Annotated in this window: 23 protein-coding genes; 14 read left to right on the top strand and 9 right to left on the bottom strand. The window is 70.0% G+C overall.

Annotation, left to right across the window (positions count from 1 at the left end; genetic code table 11):
* The first annotated feature begins 245 nt into the window (after positions 1 to 245).
* Positions 246 to 2,087, top strand: coding sequence for an N-acetylmuramoyl-L-alanine amidase (locus IEZ27_RS15625; RefSeq protein ID WP_189647847.1), 1,842 nt, complete (start codon positions 246 to 248; stop codon positions 2,085 to 2,087).
* 121 nt (positions 2,088 to 2,208) lie between these two features.
* Positions 2,209 to 2,634 carry a nuclear transport factor 2 family protein gene (locus tag IEZ27_RS15620; RefSeq protein ID WP_189647846.1) on the top strand — a complete coding sequence of 142 codons (426 nt, stop codon included), beginning with the start codon at positions 2,209 to 2,211 and terminating at the stop codon, positions 2,632 to 2,634.
* A gap of 47 nt (positions 2,635 to 2,681) precedes the next feature.
* Here the strand turns inward: IEZ27_RS15620 and IEZ27_RS15615 are convergent, their stop codons facing one another.
* On the bottom strand, positions 2,682 to 3,731 hold the full coding sequence (locus IEZ27_RS15615) for a DUF2867 domain-containing protein (protein WP_189647845.1): 1,050 nt from the start codon (positions 3,729 to 3,731) through the stop codon (positions 2,682 to 2,684).
* Between the two features lie 82 nt (positions 3,732 to 3,813).
* Here IEZ27_RS15615 and IEZ27_RS15610 point away from each other — a divergent pair, with 82 nt between their 5' ends.
* Positions 3,814 to 4,401: a TetR/AcrR family transcriptional regulator gene (locus IEZ27_RS15610; RefSeq protein ID WP_229824010.1), complete on the top strand. Its 588-nt coding sequence runs from the start codon at positions 3,814 to 3,816 to the stop codon at positions 4,399 to 4,401.
* 117 nt (positions 4,402 to 4,518) lie between these two features.
* On the top strand, positions 4,519 to 4,773 hold the full coding sequence (locus IEZ27_RS15605; RefSeq protein ID WP_189647843.1) for a hypothetical protein: 255 nt from the start codon (positions 4,519 to 4,521) through the stop codon (positions 4,771 to 4,773).
* Positions 4,774 to 4,886: 113 nt separating this feature from the next.
* Here IEZ27_RS15605 and IEZ27_RS15600 read toward each other — a convergent pair whose 3' ends face one another.
* Positions 4,887 to 5,717 carry a hypothetical protein gene (locus IEZ27_RS15600; RefSeq protein WP_189647842.1) on the bottom strand — a complete coding sequence of 277 codons (831 nt, stop codon included), beginning with the start codon at positions 5,715 to 5,717 and terminating at the stop codon, positions 4,887 to 4,889.
* 563 nt (positions 5,718 to 6,280) lie between these two features.
* On the opposite strand from IEZ27_RS15600, the gene IEZ27_RS15595 reads away from it, so the two are divergent.
* Positions 6,281 to 7,249 (top strand): helix-turn-helix transcriptional regulator, encoded by a 969-nt coding sequence (locus tag IEZ27_RS15595; protein ID WP_189647841.1) that lies wholly within the window; start codon positions 6,281 to 6,283, stop codon positions 7,247 to 7,249.
* A gap of 302 nt (positions 7,250 to 7,551) precedes the next feature.
* Here the strand turns inward: IEZ27_RS15595 and IEZ27_RS15590 are convergent, their stop codons facing one another.
* A complete protein-coding gene (locus IEZ27_RS15590) occupies positions 7,552 to 9,021 on the bottom strand; it encodes an MFS transporter (protein ID WP_189647840.1) in 1,470 nt (489 codons plus the stop codon).
* Between the two features lie 137 nt (positions 9,022 to 9,158).
* Here IEZ27_RS15590 and IEZ27_RS15585 point away from each other — a divergent pair, with 137 nt between their 5' ends.
* The 5 genes from IEZ27_RS15585 (at position 9,159) to IEZ27_RS15565 (ending at position 12,749) form a co-directional block, all read left to right on the top strand.
* On the top strand, positions 9,159 to 9,512 hold the full coding sequence (locus tag IEZ27_RS15585; protein WP_189647839.1) for an ArsR/SmtB family transcription factor: 354 nt from the start codon (positions 9,159 to 9,161) through the stop codon (positions 9,510 to 9,512).
* Between the two features lie 92 nt (positions 9,513 to 9,604).
* Complete coding sequence (locus tag IEZ27_RS15580) at positions 9,605 to 10,294, top strand: DUF4097 family beta strand repeat-containing protein (RefSeq protein WP_189647838.1); 690 nt, start codon at positions 9,605 to 9,607, stop codon at positions 10,292 to 10,294.
* A 463-nt stretch (positions 10,295 to 10,757) separates the two neighbouring features.
* Entirely contained in the window at positions 10,758 to 11,234 is a 477-nt protein-coding gene (locus IEZ27_RS15575) for a hypothetical protein (RefSeq protein ID WP_189647837.1), read from the top strand.
* A 58-nt stretch (positions 11,235 to 11,292) separates the two neighbouring features.
* Positions 11,293 to 12,150, top strand: a complete 858-nt coding sequence (locus tag IEZ27_RS15570; protein WP_189647836.1) for a metalloregulator ArsR/SmtB family transcription factor — start codon at positions 11,293 to 11,295, stop codon at positions 12,148 to 12,150.
* Complete coding sequence (locus IEZ27_RS15565) at positions 12,147 to 12,749, top strand: dihydrofolate reductase family protein (RefSeq protein WP_189647835.1); 603 nt, start codon at positions 12,147 to 12,149, stop codon at positions 12,747 to 12,749. Before IEZ27_RS15570 ends, IEZ27_RS15565 begins: the two co-directional genes overlap by 4 nt.
* A 102-nt stretch (positions 12,750 to 12,851) precedes the next feature.
* Here the strand turns inward: IEZ27_RS15565 and IEZ27_RS15560 are convergent, their stop codons facing one another.
* A complete protein-coding gene (locus IEZ27_RS15560) occupies positions 12,852 to 14,066 on the bottom strand; it encodes an MFS transporter (RefSeq protein ID WP_229824009.1) in 1,215 nt (404 codons plus the stop codon).
* A gap of 81 nt (positions 14,067 to 14,147) precedes the next feature.
* Between IEZ27_RS15560 and IEZ27_RS15555 the strand changes: the two genes are divergently transcribed.
* The 3 genes from IEZ27_RS15555 to IEZ27_RS15545 all read left to right on the top strand — a co-directional run bounded on the left by IEZ27_RS15555 (position 14,148) and on the right by IEZ27_RS15545 (position 16,540).
* Positions 14,148 to 14,537, top strand: a complete 390-nt coding sequence (locus IEZ27_RS15555; protein ID WP_189647834.1) for a MerR family transcriptional regulator — start codon at positions 14,148 to 14,150, stop codon at positions 14,535 to 14,537.
* Positions 14,538 to 14,627: 90 nt separating this feature from the next.
* Entirely contained in the window at positions 14,628 to 15,209 is a 582-nt protein-coding gene (locus IEZ27_RS15550; RefSeq protein ID WP_189647833.1) for a winged helix-turn-helix domain-containing protein, read from the top strand.
* On the top strand, positions 15,209 to 16,540 hold the full coding sequence (locus tag IEZ27_RS15545; RefSeq protein ID WP_189647832.1) for an MFS transporter: 1,332 nt from the start codon (positions 15,209 to 15,211) through the stop codon (positions 16,538 to 16,540). Before IEZ27_RS15550 ends, IEZ27_RS15545 begins: the two co-directional genes overlap by 1 nt.
* A gap of 95 nt (positions 16,541 to 16,635) precedes the next feature.
* Here the strand turns inward: IEZ27_RS15545 and IEZ27_RS15540 are convergent, their stop codons facing one another.
* From IEZ27_RS15540 to IEZ27_RS15525, 4 genes are all read right to left on the bottom strand, one after another.
* Complete coding sequence (locus IEZ27_RS15540; RefSeq protein ID WP_229824008.1) at positions 16,636 to 17,955, bottom strand: MFS transporter; 1,320 nt, start codon at positions 17,953 to 17,955, stop codon at positions 16,636 to 16,638.
* Positions 17,956 to 18,112: 157 nt separating this feature from the next.
* Positions 18,113 to 18,751 carry a DUF6461 domain-containing protein gene (locus IEZ27_RS15535; protein WP_189647831.1) on the bottom strand — a complete coding sequence of 213 codons (639 nt, stop codon included), beginning with the start codon at positions 18,749 to 18,751 and terminating at the stop codon, positions 18,113 to 18,115.
* Positions 18,748 to 19,080, bottom strand: coding sequence for a hypothetical protein (locus IEZ27_RS15530; protein ID WP_189647830.1), 333 nt, complete (start codon positions 19,078 to 19,080; stop codon positions 18,748 to 18,750). The genes IEZ27_RS15535 and IEZ27_RS15530 overlap by 4 nt, the downstream gene beginning before the upstream one ends.
* A gap of 234 nt (positions 19,081 to 19,314) precedes the next feature.
* Positions 19,315 to 19,923 carry a helix-turn-helix domain-containing protein gene (locus IEZ27_RS15525; RefSeq protein ID WP_189647829.1) on the bottom strand — a complete coding sequence of 203 codons (609 nt, stop codon included), beginning with the start codon at positions 19,921 to 19,923 and terminating at the stop codon, positions 19,315 to 19,317.
* 112 nt (positions 19,924 to 20,035) lie between these two features.
* Here IEZ27_RS15525 and IEZ27_RS15520 point away from each other — a divergent pair, with 112 nt between their 5' ends.
* Positions 20,036 to 20,854 carry an MBL fold metallo-hydrolase gene (locus IEZ27_RS15520; protein WP_189647828.1) on the top strand — a complete coding sequence of 273 codons (819 nt, stop codon included), beginning with the start codon at positions 20,036 to 20,038 and terminating at the stop codon, positions 20,852 to 20,854.
* Here IEZ27_RS15520 and IEZ27_RS15515 read toward each other — a convergent pair.
* Positions 20,818 to 21,468, bottom strand: a complete 651-nt coding sequence (locus IEZ27_RS15515; protein WP_229824007.1) for a 3'-5' exonuclease — start codon at positions 21,466 to 21,468, stop codon at positions 20,818 to 20,820. The two genes, IEZ27_RS15520 and IEZ27_RS15515, sit on opposite strands and share 37 nt — an antisense overlap.
* Between the last annotated feature and the right edge of the window lie 60 nt (positions 21,469 to 21,528).

The raw sequence follows: 21,528 nt of genomic DNA, 5'->3' as shown, positions 1-21,528 counted from the left end.
GCGGCTGCTGACCCTCAGGCCCCAAGCCACGTTCTCCCCTTCTGTCTCCCTCATGTTCCCGACGGCCGGCGCGCCCAGGAACCGCCATGGTGCGCGCCCGGGTGTGGGCGGTCGGGGCCGGCAGGCGGGATCGTACGGCGGTCGACCGGTGGCTTGTTGCGCTGCTGCAAGAAAGCGGAAAACTATGACATGTTGCCGCCAGCTGGGCGCATCTCCATGCGACGGTGCAGGTGGAGGTGGTGGTGATGGCCACGATGACGAAGGCGTTCGAACAGGCCGCCAGGAGACATGGCGTACCGGAGAGCGTCCTGCTCGCCGTCTCGTACATGGAGTCGCGTTGGGACTGCAACGGCGGCAAGCCCAGTACGGCCGCCGGGTTCGGCCCCATGCACCTCACCGACGGCGCCACCCTGGGCATCTCGCGGCACCACCACATCGACGGGGACGAGGACCCCCGCGGCGACGACTCCCGGCCTGCGCTGCGTCCCGCTGAGCCGGTGGAGCGGCGGGGCGGCCTTCCCGCGTCCCTGCACACCCTGGAACGCGCCGCCGAGCTGACCGGGGAGAGCGTCGAGCGCCTGCGCAAGGATCCGGCCGCCAACATCGACGGCGGCGCGGCGCTGCTCGCCGACTACCAGCGCGCCCTGGGCGCCCCGGCGAGCGCCGACCCCGCCGACTGGTACGGCGCGGTGGCCCGCTATTCGGGCGCCACGGCCGAGGAGGTCGCCGCGAACTTCGCCGACGAGGTGTACGAGGTCATCCACGAGGGCGCCACCCGGATGACCGACACCGGTACCGAGGTGAGGCTGCCGCCCTCTCCCGAGGTGTACCCGTCCCGCGCCTGGCTGGCCAGGCTGAACCTGCCCCGGCTGGCCCGCGCGGACGCCGTGGAGTGCCCCGACTCGCTGTCCTGCGAGTGGATCCCGGCGCCCTACAGCCAACTGCCGAACGGCAAGTACGGCAACCACGACATCGCCGACCGCCCCACCAGTCAGACGATCCAGTACATCGTCATCCACGACACCGAGGAGCTGTACGCCAAGACGCTCGACCTCGTACAGGACCCGGCGGAGATGAGCTGGCACTACACGCTGCGCTCGCACGACGGCCACCTCGCCCAGCACGTGCTCACCAAGGACGTGGCCTGGCACGCCGGCAACTGGTACGTCAACGCCAAGGCGATCGGCCTGGAGCACGAGGGCTTTCTCGCCGCCGGCGGCACCTGGTACACCGAGGCGATGTACCGTACGTCCGCCAAGCTCGTGCGGTACCTGGCCGACAGGTTCGGCGTCCCGCTGGATCGCGCCCACATCCTCGGCCATGACAACGTGCCCGGCCTGCTGCCGGAGAAGGTGCAGAAGATGCACGAGGACCCGGGACCGTACTGGGACTGGGCCCACTTCTTCGACCTGATGGGGGCTCCGCTGGGCCCCGACGGCGATTCCGGCACGGCCACGGTCATGATCCTGCCCGACTACGACCGCAACCGTCCTCACTACATCGGCTGCGACAACGACCACCCCGCGGCCGACTGCCCGGCCCACGGGTCGGCCTCGATCTGGTTGCACACCGAGCCGCGCGAGGAAGCGCCCCTCGTCAAGGACATCGGCAAGCACCCGACGGACCAGTCCACGTTCAGCGTGTACGATCACGCCGCCCGCGCCGTCACCGGGCAGCGCTACGTCGTCGCCGAGCGGCGGGGCGACTGGACCGCCATCTGGTACCTGGGCCAGAAGGCGTGGTTCCACAATCCGGAGTCCGGTCCCGTGGCCGTGCCCAGCCGGGCCCGGATGGCGACGCCCCGGCCCGGTCTGGATTCCGTTCCGGTGTACGGCCGCGCGTACCCGGAGGCGGCGGCGTACCCGCCGGACGTGGAGGTGCAGCCGCTGATCCCGCTGCAGTACACGTTCGCGGCCGGGCAGTCGTACGCGGTCGGCCTGACCACTGTCGGCGAGTTCTACAAGGCGACGACCTTCGACACCACGCAGCATCGGGTGGTCCGCGGCACCCAGGAGTACCACCAGATCCAGTTCGGCCACCGCGTCATGTTCGTCAGGAGCGAGGACGTCGTGGTGACCGGGGCGTGAGTGCCCGGAGTCACCGGTGAGCGAGCCCTCGGGACGCGACCGTCGGCATACGGGCGTGCGTCCCTGTCACGCCCCTTCCCGTATGGTGTACGGTACGTCGTACGACTTAAGGAGGAGCCGCATGTACCAGCCGAGCACCGCGGAACTGAAGAACATCGAGCAGTGGTTCGCCGACTACGACGCACTGGCCGAGCAGGGCGCGATCGAGCAGCTCGCCGACCTGGCCGTCTTCCCGATGAACGTGGCCACCGACGCGCCGGGCGGCCACGCGAGCGTCTGCCAGTGGACGCGAGCCGAGTATGTCGAGGCGATGAAGCAGTCCATGGGCGGCGGCACCGCCGGGCTCGACCTGCGCTCGACGCGTACCCCGCGTTTCCTCACCCCCAACCTGGTGGTCGTGGAGACCGAGGCGTCGATGACGATCGAGGGCGAGAAGCACCACATGCACTACGCCGACCTGCTGGTGCGTACCGAGGACGGGTGGGCGTTCCAGACCATGGTCCAGGGCGGCTGGGGTCACGGGTGGCCGCCCGCCAAGCGCGGCTGACCACGCCGTTCCCGGTCAGGTACGGCTCCGAAGGGCCTGACCGGGAACTACCGGACGCCGTTGCGGGTCACCCTCGCCACGGCGCCGCGCAGCACCCCGGGAACCAGCCGGCGATGGATCGCCGACAGGGGCGGCCACGCGACGTGCCCGACGCGCCGGTCATAGCGCAGGAGGGTGGTCAGTGACACCCGCCCCTCCGCCGCCCGTACGACGAGGTTGCCGGTCAGGAACCAGGATGCGGCCTCCAGCCGGACCCAGTCGCCGCCACGCGCGGTGATCCGCCACCCGGCCACGGTGGCCGGCGATCGGCCGCGGGCGAGCCGGAGCCCCAGGAGGCCCCGCCAGATGAACCGTTCCGCCGCGCTGGGCACGTCGCCGAACATCGCCCGCGCCCACTGCTCCGCCGTCGCCTCGACGTCCGTGGCCAGGCTGAAGTGGTCGGCGTAGTCGATGACGGGCAAGGAGGTCGCCGCGCGTACGGACGGCGGGATGTGGCCCGTCCCGACGGCGGAGTGCACGACGCCCGCGTCGCGGTCCCGCCAGGCGCGCTCCAGGTGCCGGGTGAAGGCTGGAAGGACGAAGAGCCTTCGGAACGGCGTGATGGCGGCCATGTAGAGCCGCCCGAGCAGGCCGTTGGGGCGTACGAGGACCGCCATGCGGAGCTCGTACCCGCCGCCGGAGGCCGGCGCCCATGCCAGGTGCATCACCGCGTGAACGGTGTGGTTCGCCAGCTCCAGCGCGCATTCGTCGTCCAGCGTGTACACCGGAGAGAAGGGCGCCAGACCCGCGTCGGCGCCACGCGGGCCCCGGCGCAGGTCGGCGGGCAGGCGGTCGCACAGGGACGGGACACGCAGCCCGATGCCCGCCGACGCCCTGTCCCAGCCGAACAGGACACCCAGCTTCCAGCGCACCGCGAACAGGAACCGCAGCGGCAGGGGGGCGCCGCCGAAGTCGCGCATCGCGGCGAGCACGGCGGGGAAGTCCTCCCGTCCGGCGTCGGGGGTGCGGATCGCCCAGACGTCCTCCAGCTCGAAACCTCCGGCGATGTCGTGGATGCGCCAGGGGCGGCCGGTGTACGCGGCGTTCGGGAGCCTCATGATCCCTCCATATGTATACGCTACCGTATATACTGAGGTTAACCATGGTTATACGGTGGCGTATATATGGATCCTGAGTGAGGTGGCACACACTGTGGGTGCGATCCGTACGACACGTGACGGGTGGATCGAGGAGGGGTTGCGGGCGCTGGCCGCCGGTGGCCCCGACGCGGTGCGCGTGGAGGCGCTGGCCAAGCGGCTCGGCGTCACCAAGGGCGGGTTCTACGGGTACTTCGCCGACCGGGAGGCGCTTCTTGAGGCGATGCTGGACACCTGGGAGCGGGAGAGCACCGACGAGGTGATCGAGCGCGTCGAACGCGAGGGCGGCGACCCGAGGGCCAAGATCAAGCGTGCGGGCGTGCTCACCTTCTCCGACGACCGCCTGCTGCCCATCGACCTCGCCGTACGCGACTGGGCCAGGCGCGACGAGGCGGTCGCCGTACGCCTGCGGCGGGTGGACAACCGGCGTATGGCGTTGTTGCGCGAGATGATCGGCAGCTTCTGCTCCGACCCCGAGGAGGTCGAGGCACGCAGCCTGCTCGCCTTCTGCGTGGCGATCGGCGAACACTTCCTGGCCGCCGACCACGGTGGCCGTACCCGGGCGCAGGTCCTCGCCCGAGCCGCCGCCCTGCTGCTCGCCGCCCCACGTCCTGAGGAACCGCCCCGCTGAGGAGATTCGGGTGCTGCGAACGAAATGTGCGTCCGACGCCAACGACGCGACGATGTCGATCATGTGATGGTCAAGTGGCAGCCAGTTCGTCCCGTCTCACGACGATCGGAGAACCTGATGACCATATGGAAGCGCAGTCTCGGCATCGCGGGGATCGCCCTCGCCCTCGCCGCCGCGGCCCCGTTGACCACGGCGTCGGCCGCGACATCCGCAACCGCGGCATCACACTGGGAGACCGTCGGGTACTACTGGGGCCCCGACGCGTACGAGAACTGTCACCGGGACGGCCAGCGGAGCGTCCGCGCGTACAGGTGCTTCTGGGACGACCACGCGATCCCCAATCAATACGAACTGCAGTTCCTCATCTTCTGAAGCAGTTCGGCCTCACCCTTGTGACCTCTCATCAGTTGCCATAGGAGTTGGCGATCCACCGTCTCGCGGCTGCGGAGCCGGATCGAAGCCGCGTGATCGTGGTCGAACCTGGTTCATGAACGCCCTGTCAGGCTTTTCAGAGCTGAGCCGGGGTCGTCGGCGTAGAAGCGGATCGTGGTGATGCGCTCGCGACGGCCGAGGGGTCTGGTGACGGTGATCGGCCCGGTCAGGTTGACGATCAGGTTGGTCTGCGCGTCCACTCCCAGCGTGAGGTGGCCGTCCGCCACTTCGATCACACCGCGCGCATTGTAGTTGCGGCTCATCTTGACCGAGGCGATGAGCTCGCGCGGGACACGCAGATCGACGTACGCGCCGTAGCGGATGCGCAGCTCCTGCGCGGTCACGACATGCGGCCGGGTGGCGGACGCCGCTCCGAGGGCCAGCACGAACAGGAGTTGGTAGACATCGGCAACCATGACGACGGCGCGCAGACCGGCCGCGGCGTTCGAGGCCGCCAGCATCCACTCCAGGGCGACAGCCTGCACGGCCACGGCGAACAGCAGCATCAGCAGCAACGGCCGCTGATTCTTCGCATACGCCACGGCGACACCACCCGGCGGCACCCCGTCCTGACGCCGCCTGACCCACAGAGCGAAGCTGGCCAGGTTCCTGTGCTCCGCTCTCATGAGCATGCGTACCTGAAGCGGCACCAGAGCATCGACGACCGTCCTCAGCGCGCCCCCTGGCGCGGCACCGACCTCACGAGCGGCCCTCAACAGCCGGTACGCGTGCATGTATCCCATGACGGACAGCGGCGCGAGCACCGCCGCGGCCACCGCTCCCGCCGGTGTGGGCGTCAATTGTCCCGCGACCATCAACAAGGCGACGATCAGGTCCAGGGCCGCCACCGCCAGCAGGCCGTTACGAGGGAGGCTGAGCCGCATCCTCATGTCCTTCCGTCATCGGACGTGAGCTATGAAGATCATAGAATGTGGATCTTCGCTCGCCATGCAGGGCCCCCTCGGAGCTCCATCGACTCCATTGTTGTGAGTTCGACGCGTCAACACAGAATCCGGTTCTACGGGCACTGAGCGGCTAGGCGACCAACTGTCAAGCTCCGAGTGACGACCCGGTGCCGACTGCGGCAACCCCGGCATTTTTCGCCGTATATATCCCATCCCCCTACAATCTGGAGTCCTTACTACTAAGGAGCATCGTTGGACCAGAGCGGTCACCATCATCCAACTTCTGCGCCCGCCTTCCACGCGGAGCACGCGCACTCTGACCACTCGTAGGCGCCGAGCAGAACAACCCAACCGTAGGGGGATCTGCTTCTCCTATGGCGAATCGCAGTGGCGAAGGGCGGTTGCTCATCCCCGCGCCGGGTGTCCGCTCGCCCGTCTCCTCCAGCGCCCTCCGCAGCGTGGAGCCGTACGACGGTGTTCGCAACACGCCATGGCGTATGACAGACCGGCCTCGTCGAAGACGAGCAGGAAGGAGCGGCCGCGTGCCGTACGAGGATGACGACCAGGTCAGCAGGGCGATCTACGCGCGCATGCTGGAGCGCGCCGAGTCGTTCACCGACGTGGCGGTGGCGATGGGAGTCACCACCGCGCAGATCGCCCGCGTCCAGGAGCACCTCATCCGGCTGCGCCTGCTCGACCCCGACGCCAAAGTTCCGGTGGACGCCGCAGCGACGCTCAGGCTGAGCCTTGAGGAGAGCCACCGCCTCCTGGACCGCCTGGTGGAGCAGCACGTCACGGCCGCCGCGGTCGCCCGGAGCTACCTGAGCCTGCCTGTCCGCGCCGAGCGCGACATGGACGTCGAGTTCTTCACCCTGGACGAGATGGCGACGCGCCTGGCCAGGCGTATCACGGAGCTGAGCGAACAGGCCGGGCACGAGATCCTCAGCATGCATCCGGTCACCGACTGGACACCTGCGGCGCTGGCGGAGGGCCTGGAGAGATCTGAGCGCGCGCTCGCCAGAGGGGTACGGGTACGCGCCCTGCACGCGCAGAGCTCCTTCTCCCAGCCGGTACTACGTGGGTTCGTGGATCGCTGGACGCGCCAGGGCCGCGAGGTACGGGCCGCGCCCGTCGTGCCGACCCGGATGCTCGTCTACGACCGGCACACCGCCGTCGTCCAGGCCGACCCCGCCGACCTGGGCGCCGGCGCGCTGGTGATCCGCGGTGGAGGCGTGGTGAGGTCCCTGGCGGCGCTGTACGACAACTGCTGGATGACGGCGTCGGAGCCGAAGGACGTCCCCGGCTCCTCGGACGCGGGGGCGCTCACCGAGCAGCAGCGTGCCGTCCTGCGTATGCTGGCCGTCGGCGCCAAGGACTCGGCGATCGCCCGCACGCTGGGAGTGTCCACCCGGACGGTCACGCGGGTCGTGGGTGAGGTGAGCGTGCTGCTCGGCGCCACCAGCCGTTTTCAGGCAGGTGTCCGCGCGACCCGGCTGGGCTGGCTCGATTAGCGGAGCGGAGCGGTGTCGTCCGGCCGAAGACACCGGCCTGCTCTCGCCCGAACACCCCTCCCCCGCGCCGCTGACGCGGACACGTCCCACCGTCTGCGTCGCCTGAACCTGGGCCTCGATCACGCTCACGACAAGGCTGCCGATCAGGTTCGGACGGTGAAGGTGGTCAGCGGAAGTCGGCGGCGTGGGAGCGCGACCATCGCCGCGCGGGGAGACCCGAGCGGCGTGCGGGCCTTTGCCGGTGGTCGCCGCCGCAAGCACCTGGGGTTTCGGGCCGGGTGCTTGCGGGCGCCGGGGTGTGGTCAGCCGGTCGCGGGAGACTCGTCCGGCAGTACGGGCACCGGGGGCGCGGGGGCGCGGCGGGGCAGGGTGAGGGTGATGAGAAGGCCCGCGATCATCGCCGCCGCGGTGAGCAGGACGACCAGGAACTCGCCGTCCGCCGTGGCGGCGCGGAGGGCCTGCCCGGTCCTGCCCTCGGTGCCCACGTCGGCGATGACGGTGAAGACGGCCAGGCCTATGGCGTTGCCGATGTTGAGCGCGGTGGAGGCGATGCCGTTGGCGACGCCCTGCTCATGGGCGGGGGTGCCGGTGGCGGCGGCGATCCACATGGCGGTCCAGACGATGCCCTGGCCGAGACCCGAGACGACGAGGCCGGGGATCAGCAGCCCGTACCCGGCGTCGGCGTCGAAGCCGAGGGCCAGGACGGCGGTCCCCACGACGCCGACGGCGAAGCCGATCAGCAGGGTGGGACGGTTGCCGATCCGGGTGGCCAGGCGTTCGCCGCTCTGGGTGCCGGCGGCGATGGCCAGCGAGGGGATGAGGAAGGCCAAGCCGGTCTGCAGGGCGCTGTAGCCGTGGACGCTCTGCAGCAGCACGGTGAGGAAGTACGGCAGGACGCCGAACGTGGCCATGTAGACGAAGGTGACCAGCATGCCGACGGTCAGGCTGCGGTTGCGGAAGAGCCGGAACGGCATGAGCGGGTCCGCGCTGCGCGCCTCGACCAGCGCGAAGATCACCAGCAGTACGGCGGCCAACGCGAACGCGCCCACGACCAGGGGGCTGCCCCAGCCCAGTTCGGGCCCTTCGACCAGGGCGAAGACCAGCAGGGTGGATCCGCCGGTGACGGTGAGCGCCCCGGGCATGTCGAACCTGCGCCGTTCCCGCCTGGCCGGGTCGCGCGGGATGACGGCCAGGGCGGCCAGCGCGACCAGCCCGGCCAGGGGGACGTTCACGAAGAAGACGGCGGGCCAGCCGAAGTTCTCGGTGAGGACGCCGCCGAGCAGCGCGCCGATCGTCAGCCCGCTGGCCCCCGCGCCACCCCAGACGGCCAGCGCCCGGTTTCGCTGCGGCCCCTCGGCGAACAGGCTGTTGAGCAGCGCCAGCGTCGAGGGCAGCAGCAACGCGCCGCCGATGCCCTGGACCGCGCGGGCGACGATGATGACGACGGGACCGCCGGCCAGGCCACCGGCCAGCGAGGACAGCGCGTAGAGAGCCAGGGCGAGCACGAAGACACGGCGGCGGCCGAACAGGTCGGCCGCCCGGCCGCCGAACAGCAGGAAGCCGCCGGCGAAGACGACGTACGCGCTGACCACGAGTTGCTGGGTCTGGCCGGGGAAGCCCAGGTCGGCGCCGATCTGCGGGAGCGCGACGAAGACGATGTTGAGGTCGAGCGCGTAGATGAGCTGGGCCAGGGCGAGCAACGCCAGGGTCCAGCCGAGTCGCGGCTTGACGCCGTCCGCGAGGGCTGCGGGCAGCGTGGATGGTGTGGACATGGAACGCCCTTCGGAGGGAGCCGGGAAGCGGGCACGCGGAAGCCCGCCGCACGGCAGCGTTAGTACGAGTATTTACGTACAGTCGTACTATGCCAGACCGGAGAGGGATTGTTCGACAGTCGCGGTACAGTTGAACCATGGCCTTCCGTCATCCCGACCGCGACCAGATCCGGATCGAAGACGTGCTGTCGGCGCTGGGGAACGGCGTGCGCCTGTCCGTCGTACGCATCCTCGACGCCGGGGGCGAGCACAACTGCACCAGCGTCCTGAACACGCTGGGGATCACCGCGAAGTCGACCATGACCCACCACTGGCGGGTGCTGCGCGACAGCGGCGTCATCTGGCAGCAGCCCTCGGGGCGGGAGAACCTGCTCGTCCTGCGGCGCGACGATCTGGAGGCCCGCTACCCCGGCCTGCTCGACGCCATCCTGTCCGGCGCCCGCGCCGACGACGCCGTCCAACGCCCCGACCGCACCGGCTCCGCCGCCTGACCATCGAGGTGTCCAAGGTGGGGGTTCTCCCGGGGAACCGTCGGGGTCATCCCTGATGCCGGTCGGACGGAATGTCGGACAAGCTTGACGGCATGAAGATCACTGCGCTCGCGGGCGGCCTGCTGGCCTCCGCGGCACTCCTGACCGGGTGCGGCCTGGACGCCATCGCCAAACCGAAGAACGAGGAGACCAGTACGTACCAGGTCAAGGAGAAGGTGCAGCAGCTTCACCTCAGAAGCGGCAGCGGCGACGTGACCGTCACCGAGTCGGACGTGACGTACGTCAGCGTGACCGAGAGGCTCTACTGGAGCAACGAGAAGCCCCAGGCCGAGCACAAGGTGGAGGGCGACAAGCTGTCCGTCTACTACGACTGCCAGAAGTCGTGGGGCACCTGCGGGGTCGAGTACAAGGTGGAGATCCCCAAGGGGCTACAGGTCAACGTGGACACCGGTTCGGGCGACCTGACACTGAGGTCGCTCACCGGCCCTCTGGACCTCAAGGCCGGCTCCGGCGATATCAAGGGCGACGGCCTGGGCGGCAAGAAGCTCCTCGTGGAGGGAGGATCCGGCCCCGTGACCCTGAAGTACGCGGTCGCGCCGGAAGGCGTCAAGCTGTCGGTCGGCTCAGGCGACGTCGCGCTCACCGTCCCCGACGAGACCTATGACGTGAACGCCAGGACGACCTCCGGTGACGCCAACATCTCGGTCAAGAAGGACGGCTCCTCACCCCGCAAGCTGTCGCTGACCACGGGTTCCGGAAACATCACCGTCTCGGCCGGGTAACCACTCTCCCCGCTCACGTCCGAACTCGCCGAGCTGGCCGGTGACGGGTGCCCTGTCGGCGCTCGGCGGCAAGGACGCACCCGCCAAGGGGGCGGCGAAGCGCTCGCGGCGAGGCAGGCCGACCCGCCGGTCCCCCGCATGAAAGGCGTACCGGCGGACCGGCCTCTGCGGCGCCACCAGCAAAGTTCCTGACTTCGCCACAGCAGATCCCGGATCGTGGACCTCCATGCGGCCTTCCCACTCGCACCCGGCCACCTGATGGGCACCGGATCAAGGCGCCGCCGGACTGCTCCCACGGCCCGGAAGACCTGGGTGGACGGAGGTCTCCGCACCGCCGACGGGACCGGGGTCACCACGACCGCCCCTCGAGCAACGGCCGCCGCCGGCCCAGGGCCGGCCGTACTTCGCGCCGAGGTTCGGCGACGAGGCGGGCGGCGACTTCTCCGCGACACTCCAGCAGGACGTGACGCTCCCCGCCACCGCGACCTACTACCGCAACCTGGGACAGTTCCCTGGAGGTGGGCACGTCCCGGGTGTGGGACGCCGGCTGCGTGTACGCGGTCTGCGAGCTCACAGCCGCACTGCCGGACGCACGCTCGAGGCCAAGCCGCTCCCGCTGCTCGCCGCCCGTTACGCGCCGGCGGATCTGGACGCCTTCAGTCGTGCCCGTAGCGGCACGGTGACCAGGGTGCCCGTCCGGGTGGAGCGTAACCCCGGTGCGTCGCAGGCTCAGGTGACCTCGCTCAGGCTGGAGATGTCCTTCGACGACGGCGCGAGCCGGCTGCCCGTGCCCGCCGTCCCGGCCGGATCCGGCTGGACCGCCGCCGTGCCCAACCCGCGTACGGCCGGATTCGTCTCCTTGAGGGCGACGGCCGGCCCCAGCCCTTCTCCCGAATCAGGGTCGCCGGCGCCGCGCGCCAAGTTGCCCACGCCCAGCTGAGCGGCGAGCCGAAGATATGCCTTGACACGAATATTCGTTGCAGTGAATACTTCTCTCCATGGAGGCACTCCTCACCGCACTGGCCGACCCGGCCCGCTGGCGGCTCGTGACCCTGCTGGCCGAGCAGCCTCGGCCGGTCGGCGTTCTGGCCCAGCTCGCCGAGGCGCGTCAGCCGCAGACGACCAAGCACCTGCAGACCCTTGAACGTGCCGGTGTCGTCGTCTCGCGGCGCACCGGCCAGCGTCGCGTCTACGCGCTCCAGCCCGGTCCCCTACGGGATCTGGCGGGCGTACTCAGTCGGCTCGCCGACACCGCGGACCGGCGCGGCGGCCCACGCGAGGCGTACGACCATTACGTGGCCGGCGTCGACACCGAGCGGCACGCCGCGCAGGAGCCGGGGTGGGCCGACGGCCGCTCGTTCCGGTTCCACCGCTCCCTGACGGGACGCCCCGAGCTGGTCTGGCACCACCTGACCGACACGTCATCGCTCGCCCGCTGGTGGGCGCCCGACGGCCTGCGCGTGTCCGAGTTCGTGTTCGAGGCGCGACCGGGTGGGCGGATCGTCCTGGAATACCGCGACGCCGAAGACCTCGACGACTCCGACGTGGTCGTCGGGCGCGCACAGGGGGTCGTCGACGACGTACGCACCGGCGAGCACCTGGCCTACCGGCTCTCTCCCCTGCTGCCCGACGGCGGCCTCGCCTTCACCGGTCACCTCGACTTCGATCTCCGGCCCACCCGTACCGGTGCCGACCTGGAGGTCCATTACCGGATCACCGACAGCACCACCGACTCGGCGGATTTCGTCGCCGGCATCGAGATCGGCTTCGGCCAGAGCCTCGACCGACTCGCGGCGACCCTCGCCGCCGACACCCACGACACCGAGCACGACACCGACACAAGGAGCACGAAATGACCGGGCAGACCACCGGACGCAAAGTAACCGCCAACCTGGTCATCAGTCTCGACGGGCGTTACCACGGCGCCGGCGGGCCGGCCGATTTCGCCGCGTTCGCCACTTACGCAACCACCGACGTGGCACGCGACCAGATGACCCGGATGCGGGAGAACGCGACCACGGCCGTGCTCGGCCGGGTCCTCGCCGAAGGGTTCATGTCGTTCTGGCCGTCGGTCGCCGCCGACGACAACGCCGATCCGCGCGACCGCGACTATGCCAAGTGGCTGGTCGAGACCGAGAAGGTGGTCCTGTCGACCACCCTGAGCGAGGCGCCGTGGGAACGGACCCGCGTGGTGAACGGCCCCGTCGCCGATCTCGTCGCCGACCTCAAGGCCGACGGCGAGGGCGACATCCTCGTCAACACCAGCCCCAGCGTCACCAAGGCCCTGCTCGCGGCCGACCTGCTCGACCGGATGTACCTCGTCGTCATCCCGGAGATCGCCGGAGGCGGGCTGCGGCTCTTCGACGACGGCCTCCCGCCGTCGAAGTGGCAGCTCACCTACCAGGAGACCGGCGAGCAGGGCGCGATGGCCCTGGTCTACGACCGGGTCCGCTGAACCCGCACGGTTTCGAGGAGCTGAGCCACAGATCGACAGGACGATCGAGGAACCGCGCCCCTCTCCTCGCCGTGACTTTGCGAGGTGGATGCACGGGGGATTTCAGACGACGATCGGGGCTTCGTGCCCGGCCGCCTTCTCCGACGTCCGCGTCCGTGTCCCTGTCCGCGTCCGTGTCCGGGGGAGGACGAGGTAGGTGAGGGCCAGTCCGATCAGGCTCAGTGCCGCGCCGGCCAGGCCGGTCCACCGCAGAGCGCCGGCGGCGACGATCGCGCCGCCGATGACCGAGCCGGCCGCGGCCCCGAGGTTGAACGCGCCGACGTTGGCGGAGACCGCCAGGTTCGGGGCGGCACCCGCGTGGCGCAGGATGAGTCCCTGCAGCGGGGCGATGGTCGCGGTGGCGAGCAGGCCGAGCACCAGGACAGCGGCCACGGCGGTGGGCTGCCACACCACGGCGAACGGGACGAGCAGAAGCGTCCCGGCCAGCCCGCCGAAGACCCCGCGTACGGTGGCGCTCATCGACTTGTCGGTCAGCCGTCCGGCGGCGATGTTGCCGATGAAGCTGCCCGCGCCGTAGGCGAGCAGCAGGCCGGAGACTGCCGCGGCGGAGAAGCCGGAGACGCCGATCAGCAGCGGGGCGATGTAGGTGAACACCGTGGCGACGCCGGAGAAGCCCACCGCGGTGGTGGCGATGGCGAGCATGACCGGCCGGCGTGTCACCACGCGTATCTCCTCACGCAGCCGGGTGGACGGGGCGTCCTCCCGGGGCAGGACGGCGGCCAGGAGCAGGGTGGCCAGCAGGGACAGAACGGTCAGCACGGCGAACGGGGCCCGCCATCCGGCGGCCTCCCCGAGCAGTGCTCCCAGGGGCACTCCGAGGAGGGTGGCCACGGTGAAACCGGAGGCCACGGTGGCGATGGCCGAGCCCGTCCGCTCGGCCGGGACCACGCGGGTGGCCGTCACCAGGGCCAGGGCCAGGAAGGCGGCGTGGCTGAGCGAGGACACCACGCGGCCCGCCAGGAGCAGGCCGAACGACGGCGCCGCCGCGCTGATCGCGCTGCCCGCAGCGAACAGCAGCATCAGGCCGATGGCGAGTCCCTTGCGGGGCAGGCGCGAGGTCAGCAGCGCCATGAGCGGCCCTCCGGCCACCACTCCGAGGGCGTATGCGGTCACCGATTGACCGGCGGTTCCCACGGAGACGTCAAGATCGGCTCCGACCTGGGGCAGCAATCCGGCGATCAGGTATTCCGAGGTGCCCACGACGAAGACGCTCGAGCACAGTGCCGCGAGCGTCGCCAAACCTTTGTTCATCTTCATGGCGTAGACGCTAAAGTCTCATATCGATATGAGAGTCAAGTCGAGCCGGGGTGATGCCCGTCTCGTCGTCAGGAGGTCGTTGTGCGCATCGGTGAGCTGTCCCGGCGGACCGGCGTGGCCGTGCACCTGCTGCGCTACTACGGACAGCAGGGTCTGCTCCATCCGCAGCGGCGCGCCAGCGGCTACCGGGAGTACGTCGAAGAGGACGTCGCCGTCGTCCGCCGCATCCGCAGCCTGCTGGCGGCCGGGCTGAACACCTCGACCATCACCACGGTCCTGCCGTGCCTGCGCGACACCGGCGACCGCCTCGTCCCGACCTGCCCGGACCTGCTGGCCGACCTTCACCAGGAGCGCGACCGCATCGCCCAGGCCATCGGCGACCTTCAGGCCTCCATGGACGCGCTCAACGACGTCATCGCCGCAGCCCCGGCCGACGTCACCCGCCGCGCCCTGGGCTCACTCGGCAGGTGAACGCTCGCCCGGGACGGCCGGCACTGATTGCCAACATTTCTTCGCGAATGAGTCTTTGCGAATGAATGTTTGCGGTCTAGCCTTCGAGGCATGACCGAACCCCGCGAGAACGTGATCGTCCTCGACGCCAAAGGACTGCGGGCGCTGGCCCACCCCGTACGCGTGCAACTCGTGGACCTGCTGCGCAAGCACGGCCCGTCCACCGCCACCCGCCTGGCCGAGCACCTCGGTGTGAACTCCGGCACGGCCAGCTACCACCTGCGCAGGCTCGGCGCCGCCGGGTTCGTGGAGGAGGACACCGAGCGCGGCAACGCCCGCGAGCGCTGGTGGCGCTCGGTCCACCACATCACCCGGCTCACCGACGACCAGCTGGCCGAGCAGGAGCCCGAAGCGGTGCTGGCGTACATGCAGTCCATCGCCGCCCTGTACAACCTCCGTACCCAGCGGACGCTGAACGAGCTGCAGACCATGCCGGGACAGTGGCGGCGCGTGCTCGACCTCAGCTCCATCGCGCTGCGCCTGACCCCGCAGGAGGGGCAGCGGCTGCGCGAGGAGCTGGAGGAGGTCGTCTCCCGCTACCGCCCCGACCTGCCCGGCGCGGCGGCGCCCGAGGGCGCCGCGCGGGTCTCGCTGATCACGCAGCTCCTGCCCGAGCTGCCTGAGGACTCGTGATGGGAACCCGCGGGTCCTTACGCCCGATGGCCGGCCTGCTCGCGGCCATGACGGTGTCGTTGACCGGTACGCGGGTGTCGGCCCTCGCGCTGCCCTGGTTCGTCCTGACGACGACCGGGAGCGCGGCGCAGACGGGGTTGGTGGCGTTCGCGGAGATGGCCCCGTACGTGCTGGTCAAGGCGCTGACCGGGCCGCTGGTCGATCGGGTCGGGCCGCGCCGGATCTCCTGGGCCGGCGACGTGCTGAGCGCCGCGGCGGCCGGGGCGGTCGTCCTTCTGCACGCGCTGGACCTGTTGCCCCTGGGCACGTTGATCGCCCTGGTCGCGGTGGTCGGCGCGGCCCGCGGTCCAGGGGACCTGGCCAAGGAGATCATGGTTCCCGAGGCGGCCGAGCGCGGGCGGGTGCCGCTGGAGCGAGCCACCGGGCTGATGGGCGTGACCGAGCGGCTGGCCCAGACGCTGGGGCCCGCGGCGGGGGGCGCGGTGGTGGCGCTGCTCGGGCCGCTGGCCAGCCTGGGCATCAGTGTCACCTGCTTCGCGCTCGGCTCCGTGATCGTGGCGTGGGCGCTGCCGCGCGGCATGGGGCACCGCGCGTCGGCACAGGAAGGGCAGGATGGGCAGGAGGGGCAGGAAGGGTACTGGCGGCGGTTCGGCCAGGGCTTCGCGTTCCTGCGCGGCGAACCGCTGCTGCTCTCCGTGATCGTGATGGTCGGCGTCACCAACCTGCTCGACGCGGCCTTCAGCCAGGTGCTCGCCCCCGTGTGGGCCAAGGAGTCCGGCTACGGGCCCGCCATGGTCGGCTTGAACAGCAGCGTGATGGGGTTGACGGCCGTCGGAGGCAGCCTGGTCGCGGCCGCCGTGGCGCACCGGATGCGGCGCAGGCCGGTGTTCTTCGTGGCGTTCCTGCTCGCCGGGCCGTCGCGCTTCTTCGTCCTGGCGTTGGACGTGCCGGTGTGGGCCATCGTGGCGGTGTTCGCGATGGGCGGGTTCGCCGGCGGGTTCCTGAACCCGATCCTCGGAGCGATCTCCTACGAGCGGGTGCCGCGACGCCTGCTGGGCCGGGTCAACGCGTTGTCGGACTCACTCGCCTGGGCCGGGATCCCGCTCGGCGGATTGGTGGGCGGGGTGGCGGTCGCTGCGGCGGGGCTGGCGCCGGTGCTGCTCGCGGGCGGGGCGGCCTACGCGCTCACCACGAGCCTGACGGGACTGCGGCCCGAATGGCGGGAGATGGACCGGCTGCGCGGCCAGGGCCCACCCGGCGTCCCACGGGCACAGCTGGAAGACGCCGGGAACACACCGCGCGCAGCTTCACTTGAGGAGCCCGCGTCATGACGACGGACGGACTGCGGAGCATCCTGGTGGTCCGCAGCGATCCGTGGGTTCGGCCCAGTCTCTTGGCTTCCGGGTGCGCACAGGTCGCCGGCCTGTCAGGCGGGGGCGTGCGGGGCCCTGTCATCGGTTGAACTGCCGTCTCCTGAAGTGCCGTCTCCGGCCGTGGAGGCTTCTCCGGTGAAGTGGCGCAACTGCGGGCTGAGCGCGGCCAAGGCGGCGGTCAGGCCGAGCAGCCCGCCCAGCACGACGAGCGCCGCCGCGCCGCCCAGTGCCGCGGCCAACGCACCGCCGAGCACCGGCCCGAGGGGCTTGAGCGCCATCCCGCCCATGCTCAGGACCGCGCCCATCCGGCCGAGCATCGTTTCCGGCACCCTTCGTGCGATCACCACGTTCATCACTACGTTCAGAGAGGGCGTCGACAGGGTGATGAACACCAGCGGGATCATCGGCCACCACGCTCCCCAAGGCAGCGCCGTGGCCGCCAGCGCGGCACCGAAGACCGTCACGACGGCCAGCAGGAGTCTGCCGGGAGGCAGGAGCTTGCTGATGCGGCCCGACAACAGCGCACCGGTCAGTCCGCCGATACCGAGACCGGCCAGGACCGTCCCGGTGACGCGCGCGTCGCCGCCGCGTTCGCCGACGAGCACGATCAGCGGGATGAGGAACGCCCCGCCCAGCAGGTTGAGGATCATCACCGCTGCGGTGACCTCCCTCAGGCCATGCTGACGCCACAGCCACGTGACGGCCTCGGCCGCTTCCCGGCGCATGCTGCGCCGGACCGGCCGCTGCTCCTCGCCGTCGTCCCTGGCGGAGGGTCGCGGCTCGTCCGCCGGGCGGCGCGGCACCTTCGCAAAGGCGTAGAAGAGCGTGGCGGCAAGGAAGGTGACGGTGTCGACGACGAACGGCACCGCCCGCCCCAGGCCGTACAGCAGGCCACCGAGCGGAGGGCCGAGCAGCCCGGCCGCGTGGGTACGAGCCTCCTCCTGCGCATAGGCACTGTGCAGTTGGCCCGAGGGGACGATGCCGCGGATCGCCGTGTCTTTGACGGGACCGATGAACGCGGCGCACAGCCCGTCCAGCGCTGCCAGTGTGACGAACTGCCAGACCTGCACATGACCGGTGAGGATGAGCGCCGTCAGCAGTGCGGAGGCAATCGCCTGGAGGCCCTGGGCAGTGATGAGCGTACGGCGGCGGTCCCAGCGGTCCACCCAGACGCCGGCCGGCATCTGGACCGCGACGAAGGCGACGGTGCGGGCGCCGGCGACGATGCCCGCCAACCCGGGCGAGCCGGTGAGCGCCAGCACCAGCAGCGGCATGGCGAGCCTGGTGAGCTCCGACCCCAGCTCGGAGACCGCACTGCCGACCCACAGCAGTTGAAACCGCACGTTCTTGCGCAGCGGGACGATGTCGGTCACGAAGTGTCTTCCTCGGATACGGGGGCGGTCACCTGGCCTGAGGCACCACTCTCAGTTCCGGACAGGTCGGGCGGGACCCGGAGAAGATACCTACCGGAGATGACGCTGTCCATCGAATAGAACGGACGTCGTCCAAGGTCCGCCTGATCGCGGGGAGTCAGCGTAGGGCGTCGGGCATGCGGACCGTCATGTACGGATGTGGTTGTTCCAGCCACTCGCTGGTCAGCCTTGCCCCTGTGGTCTGGTCGATGACCGCGAGCATGGCGGCCTGCCAGTCGTAGTCCTCGCCGCGTTCCTCGAAGTCGACGAAGAAGTCCGTCATCGCCTGCAGTTCGGGCCATTGGCCGATGCCGGCGTGGTCCTCCGGTCTGCCGGGGCCGAACGCGTCGATCGCCAGGATCAGCTCGCCCGATGACGCGAAACTCAGCCGGTTGTGGGCGTTGACGTTCCACCAGGCGCTGTAGACCCGGGCCCCCTCGCTGAGCCGCCGGAGTACGGCGGGGGTTGATCCGAGGAAGTCGCCCTCCACCAGCATGGCGGCGGCTCCGCACCAATCGGCGGACACGGGATTGTCGGTGTCGTAGGGAAGCAGGACGGCCTTGGGCGGCGCCGGCTCATGGAGCCGGTGCGGCGCGTCTCCGCTGAGCCTGGCGGCGAGCTGGTGCAACGGGAGCGCTTGTCCGCTGTCGGGGACCACGACGGTCCAGCACATGGCCACGTCGAGCCATGGCTGGCTGGAACGGAGTTGCCTGTAGTGCTTGCGCGGGCCGGCTGTCGGGGGTTGTCCGATGTTCACGCATTGCTCCCTTGCTCGTCGAATTCGCCTCCCGGAACGGATCTTGGAGAGGGCCCGAGGCCGTCACCTGTCGCCGCCGCGTCCAGAGCACGGAAGGAGACCCGGGTCGCGGCCAGGTCGGGATCGCGGACGTACGTCTTCGCCTCGGACTCCGGAACCAGCCGCCGGTGCTGTATCTCGAACTCCGGCGCCCATTCCTCGAGCCGGACCTCCGCACGCCAGTAGGAGCGGATGAGGACCAGGCCAAGCTCGCGCCCGCGCACGCATTCGCTGCGCGAGTATCCAAGCAGGCGGCTGCCGATGACCGCGACGCACGCTTCTTCGAGCAATCCTGGCCGTTCGAATGCGTCAGCATCCGCTCCCCGTCACGGGCAGGGACGATGGCTGTCATGTGGCTCTCCCATTGAGGTTTGCGGGCAGAAGAACCGGCCGCGGCCGGCGGCTGGATGACTCCGGCATCTCGGATCGCAGCGAACATCTCCGCCTCCGTCATCCCTCCGCGGACAGGGCCGGTTCCCACGCTCAGACCCACAGCGTTGTCCTGGCCCGCAAGCTGCGGCCGATCAGCTTCTGCGCGAGATGACCATGATGTATTCGCAGGGAGCATTCGTTCGGTTGGCGAAGCCGTGGTCCGCGTCGGCCTGGAAGAACAGGGAGTCGCCCGTGTTCAGGGTCTCGGTGATGCCGCCGATCGCGACGGTGAGGGTGCCTTCGAGCACCACGAGTTGTTTCTCCGTACCGGGCGGATACGCGGGCAGCAGCCCGGTGGAGACCTGCGCGGGGAGGTAGTGGACGATCATCTCGGCTCCTCCCGCGCCCGGAGCCGCTGACACGATGTGCCGCTCGAAGCCGGTTTCCGGGTCACGGAAGACGGGGCGATCGTTCTTGCGCATGGCAATGGCCACGCCGGACGCGGCAGCAGCAGGCGCGCCGATCAGGTCCGAGAGCGACGCGTCGAGCGCATGGGCGATCCTGGACGCGACGCCGATCGTCGGGCTCTTCTCACCTCGTTCGACCTTGGACAACATCGCCCGGCTGACCGACGACTGCGTGGACAGCTGCTCCAGCGTCAGGCCCGCCTCCTCGCGGCGTCGCCGTACGTTACCGCCGAACGCGCCGGCCAGGTCGTCACCATGCTCTGGTTCGGCCGCGTTTCCGTCTTTCTCGACCACCGTGCTCCTCGATCGATGGGTATGTCGCTGCCCACAGTGTAGGGTTTCTTCTAAAGTAGATATAGTCTTCTTTAGGAGACGCGCGATGTGCGCTCGACACTACGGAGGTTCCATGCGTTTGATCTCGAGCGACCTGCACCATGCCACGTTCGAATTCGGCGATCTGCAGGTGGTCTCGTTGCGAGACGGGTACATCGACATGCCGCCGACACGACTCCGCGACGAGGACGGGCACACGCTCGACGAGTTGCCGGCCGCCGTCCCGCTGGCCGGCGACAACCTGCGGTTGTCGGTCAACGCGTTCTTCGTCACCGACGGCACGCGGTCGGTTCTCATCGACACCGGCGCGTCCGATGTCTGGCACGACCCCACCATGGGATTGATCTACGACGCCCTCGACGAAGCGGGAATCGACCGCGCGCGGATCACTGATGTGGCCATCACCCACAGGCACGAAGACCACGTGAGCGGCCTGATCACGCCGGACGGTTCAGAGGCGTTCACCGGACTCGAGCGCGTGTGGATCGGCGCGGGCGACACCTCGGTGTTCACCGGGCGGCTGGAGCCGATCCGCGACCGGGTCGTACCCGTGTCAGAAAAGGTCGCGATCAACGACTGGACCACCGCGATCCCGACACCGGGCCACACACCCGGTCACACCGTCTACGAGATCAGGAGCGACACCGGCCACCTTCTCGTCTGGGGCGACACCGTTCACGTTCCCACGCTGCAATTCGACCAGCCGAAGGTGTCCTGGGAGCTCGACGGCGACCAGTCCCAGGCCCGCGCCGCGCGAGCGGTCCTCCTCGAACAACTGACCCGACCACACCACTTCGTGGCCGGCGCCCACCTCGACTCCCCCGGCATCGCCCGCATAGCCCCCTCCGGCGACGGTTACGCGCTGGAATACCTCGCACCCCCGATCGGCTGATCGACCCCGCCGGGGCCGGACGCACTCGTGAACCCGCCTGGCGGCGCCGGCCATGCCCCGCGGCCCAACAGATCGAGAACGAGTGCCGCGATGTTCCACGCGTCGTCCTCGCCGCGGTGATGGCGTCCCTCGAGCGGCAGTCCGGCGATCCGCAGAGCGTGATCCATGCCGGGTTTCCTGTGCAGCCCGTACGCCGCGGCGAACACGGCCTTCGCGTTGGTGTGGGTACGTTCCGTCGGATGGCCGAACGGATGAGCCACCCCGTCGGCCCGACTCTGCCGAGCGAACTGCCGACGGTCGTACTCGCCCCAGCTCGCCCACGGGCGCTCCCCCGCCCCGAACTCCCCGACCAGGATCCGGCACGCCTCGGCGAAGGTGACACCCCGTTCCACCTCGGCTTGCGTCAGGCCGGTCAGCTCGGTACAGAACTCACTCACCGCCGACCGGACAGGACGGACCAGGACACGATGCCGCGACACGCGGCACCGCGCCGACACGTCCACGACGGTGAGACCGATCTCGATGATCTCGCTCACGGAGCCGGGCGGCGGCTGCCCTTCCCAGCAGGTGGCCTCCACGTCGATGACGTTCAGCAGGGCGGATTCGTGGCGCATGAGGCCGAGGGTAGGGATGCGCACCCGGTTCCGGCACCTCAATTTCCCCATGCCCACCTC

This window comes from Nonomuraea spiralis, assembly GCF_014648435.1.
Taxonomy (GTDB): Bacteria; Actinomycetota; Actinomycetes; order Streptosporangiales; family Streptosporangiaceae; genus Nonomuraea; species Nonomuraea spiralis.
Note: the sequence above shows the minus strand (reverse complement) of the source record. Positions and strands in the feature narration are given on the sequence as shown.

Bases quoted from the DNA above. Each gene is read 5' to 3' on its own strand.
- IEZ27_RS15625 (WP_189647847.1), top strand. From the start codon at position 246: ATGGCCACGATGACGAAGGCGTTCGAACAGGCCGCCAGGAGACATGGC.
- IEZ27_RS15620 (WP_189647846.1), top strand. From the start codon at position 2,209: ATGTACCAGCCGAGCACCGCGGAACTGAAGAACATCGAGCAGTGGTTC.
- IEZ27_RS15615 (WP_189647845.1), bottom strand. From the start codon at position 3,731: ATGAGGCTCCCGAACGCCGCGTACACCGGCCGCCCCTGGCGCATCCAC.
- IEZ27_RS15605 (WP_189647843.1), top strand. From the start codon at position 4,519: ATGACCATATGGAAGCGCAGTCTCGGCATCGCGGGGATCGCCCTCGCC.
- IEZ27_RS15600 (WP_189647842.1), bottom strand. From the start codon at position 5,717: ATGCGGCTCAGCCTCCCTCGTAACGGCCTGCTGGCGGTGGCGGCCCTG.
- IEZ27_RS15590 (WP_189647840.1), bottom strand. From the start codon at position 9,021: ATGTCCACACCATCCACGCTGCCCGCAGCCCTCGCGGACGGCGTCAAG.
- IEZ27_RS15585 (WP_189647839.1), top strand. From the start codon at position 9,159: ATGGCCTTCCGTCATCCCGACCGCGACCAGATCCGGATCGAAGACGTG.
- IEZ27_RS15580 (WP_189647838.1), top strand. From the start codon at position 9,605: ATGAAGATCACTGCGCTCGCGGGCGGCCTGCTGGCCTCCGCGGCACTC.
- IEZ27_RS15570 (WP_189647836.1), top strand. From the start codon at position 11,293: ATGGAGGCACTCCTCACCGCACTGGCCGACCCGGCCCGCTGGCGGCTC.
- IEZ27_RS15565 (WP_189647835.1), top strand. From the start codon at position 12,147: ATGACCGGGCAGACCACCGGACGCAAAGTAACCGCCAACCTGGTCATC.
- IEZ27_RS15560 (WP_229824009.1), bottom strand. From the start codon at position 14,066: ATGAAGATGAACAAAGGTTTGGCGACGCTCGCGGCACTGTGCTCGAGC.
- IEZ27_RS15550 (WP_189647833.1), top strand. From the start codon at position 14,628: ATGACCGAACCCCGCGAGAACGTGATCGTCCTCGACGCCAAAGGACTG.
- IEZ27_RS15545 (WP_189647832.1), top strand. From the start codon at position 15,209: ATGGGAACCCGCGGGTCCTTACGCCCGATGGCCGGCCTGCTCGCGGCC.
- IEZ27_RS15520 (WP_189647828.1), top strand. From the start codon at position 20,036: ATGCGTTTGATCTCGAGCGACCTGCACCATGCCACGTTCGAATTCGGC.
- IEZ27_RS15515 (WP_229824007.1), bottom strand. From the start codon at position 21,468: ATGCGCCACGAATCCGCCCTGCTGAACGTCATCGACGTGGAGGCCACC.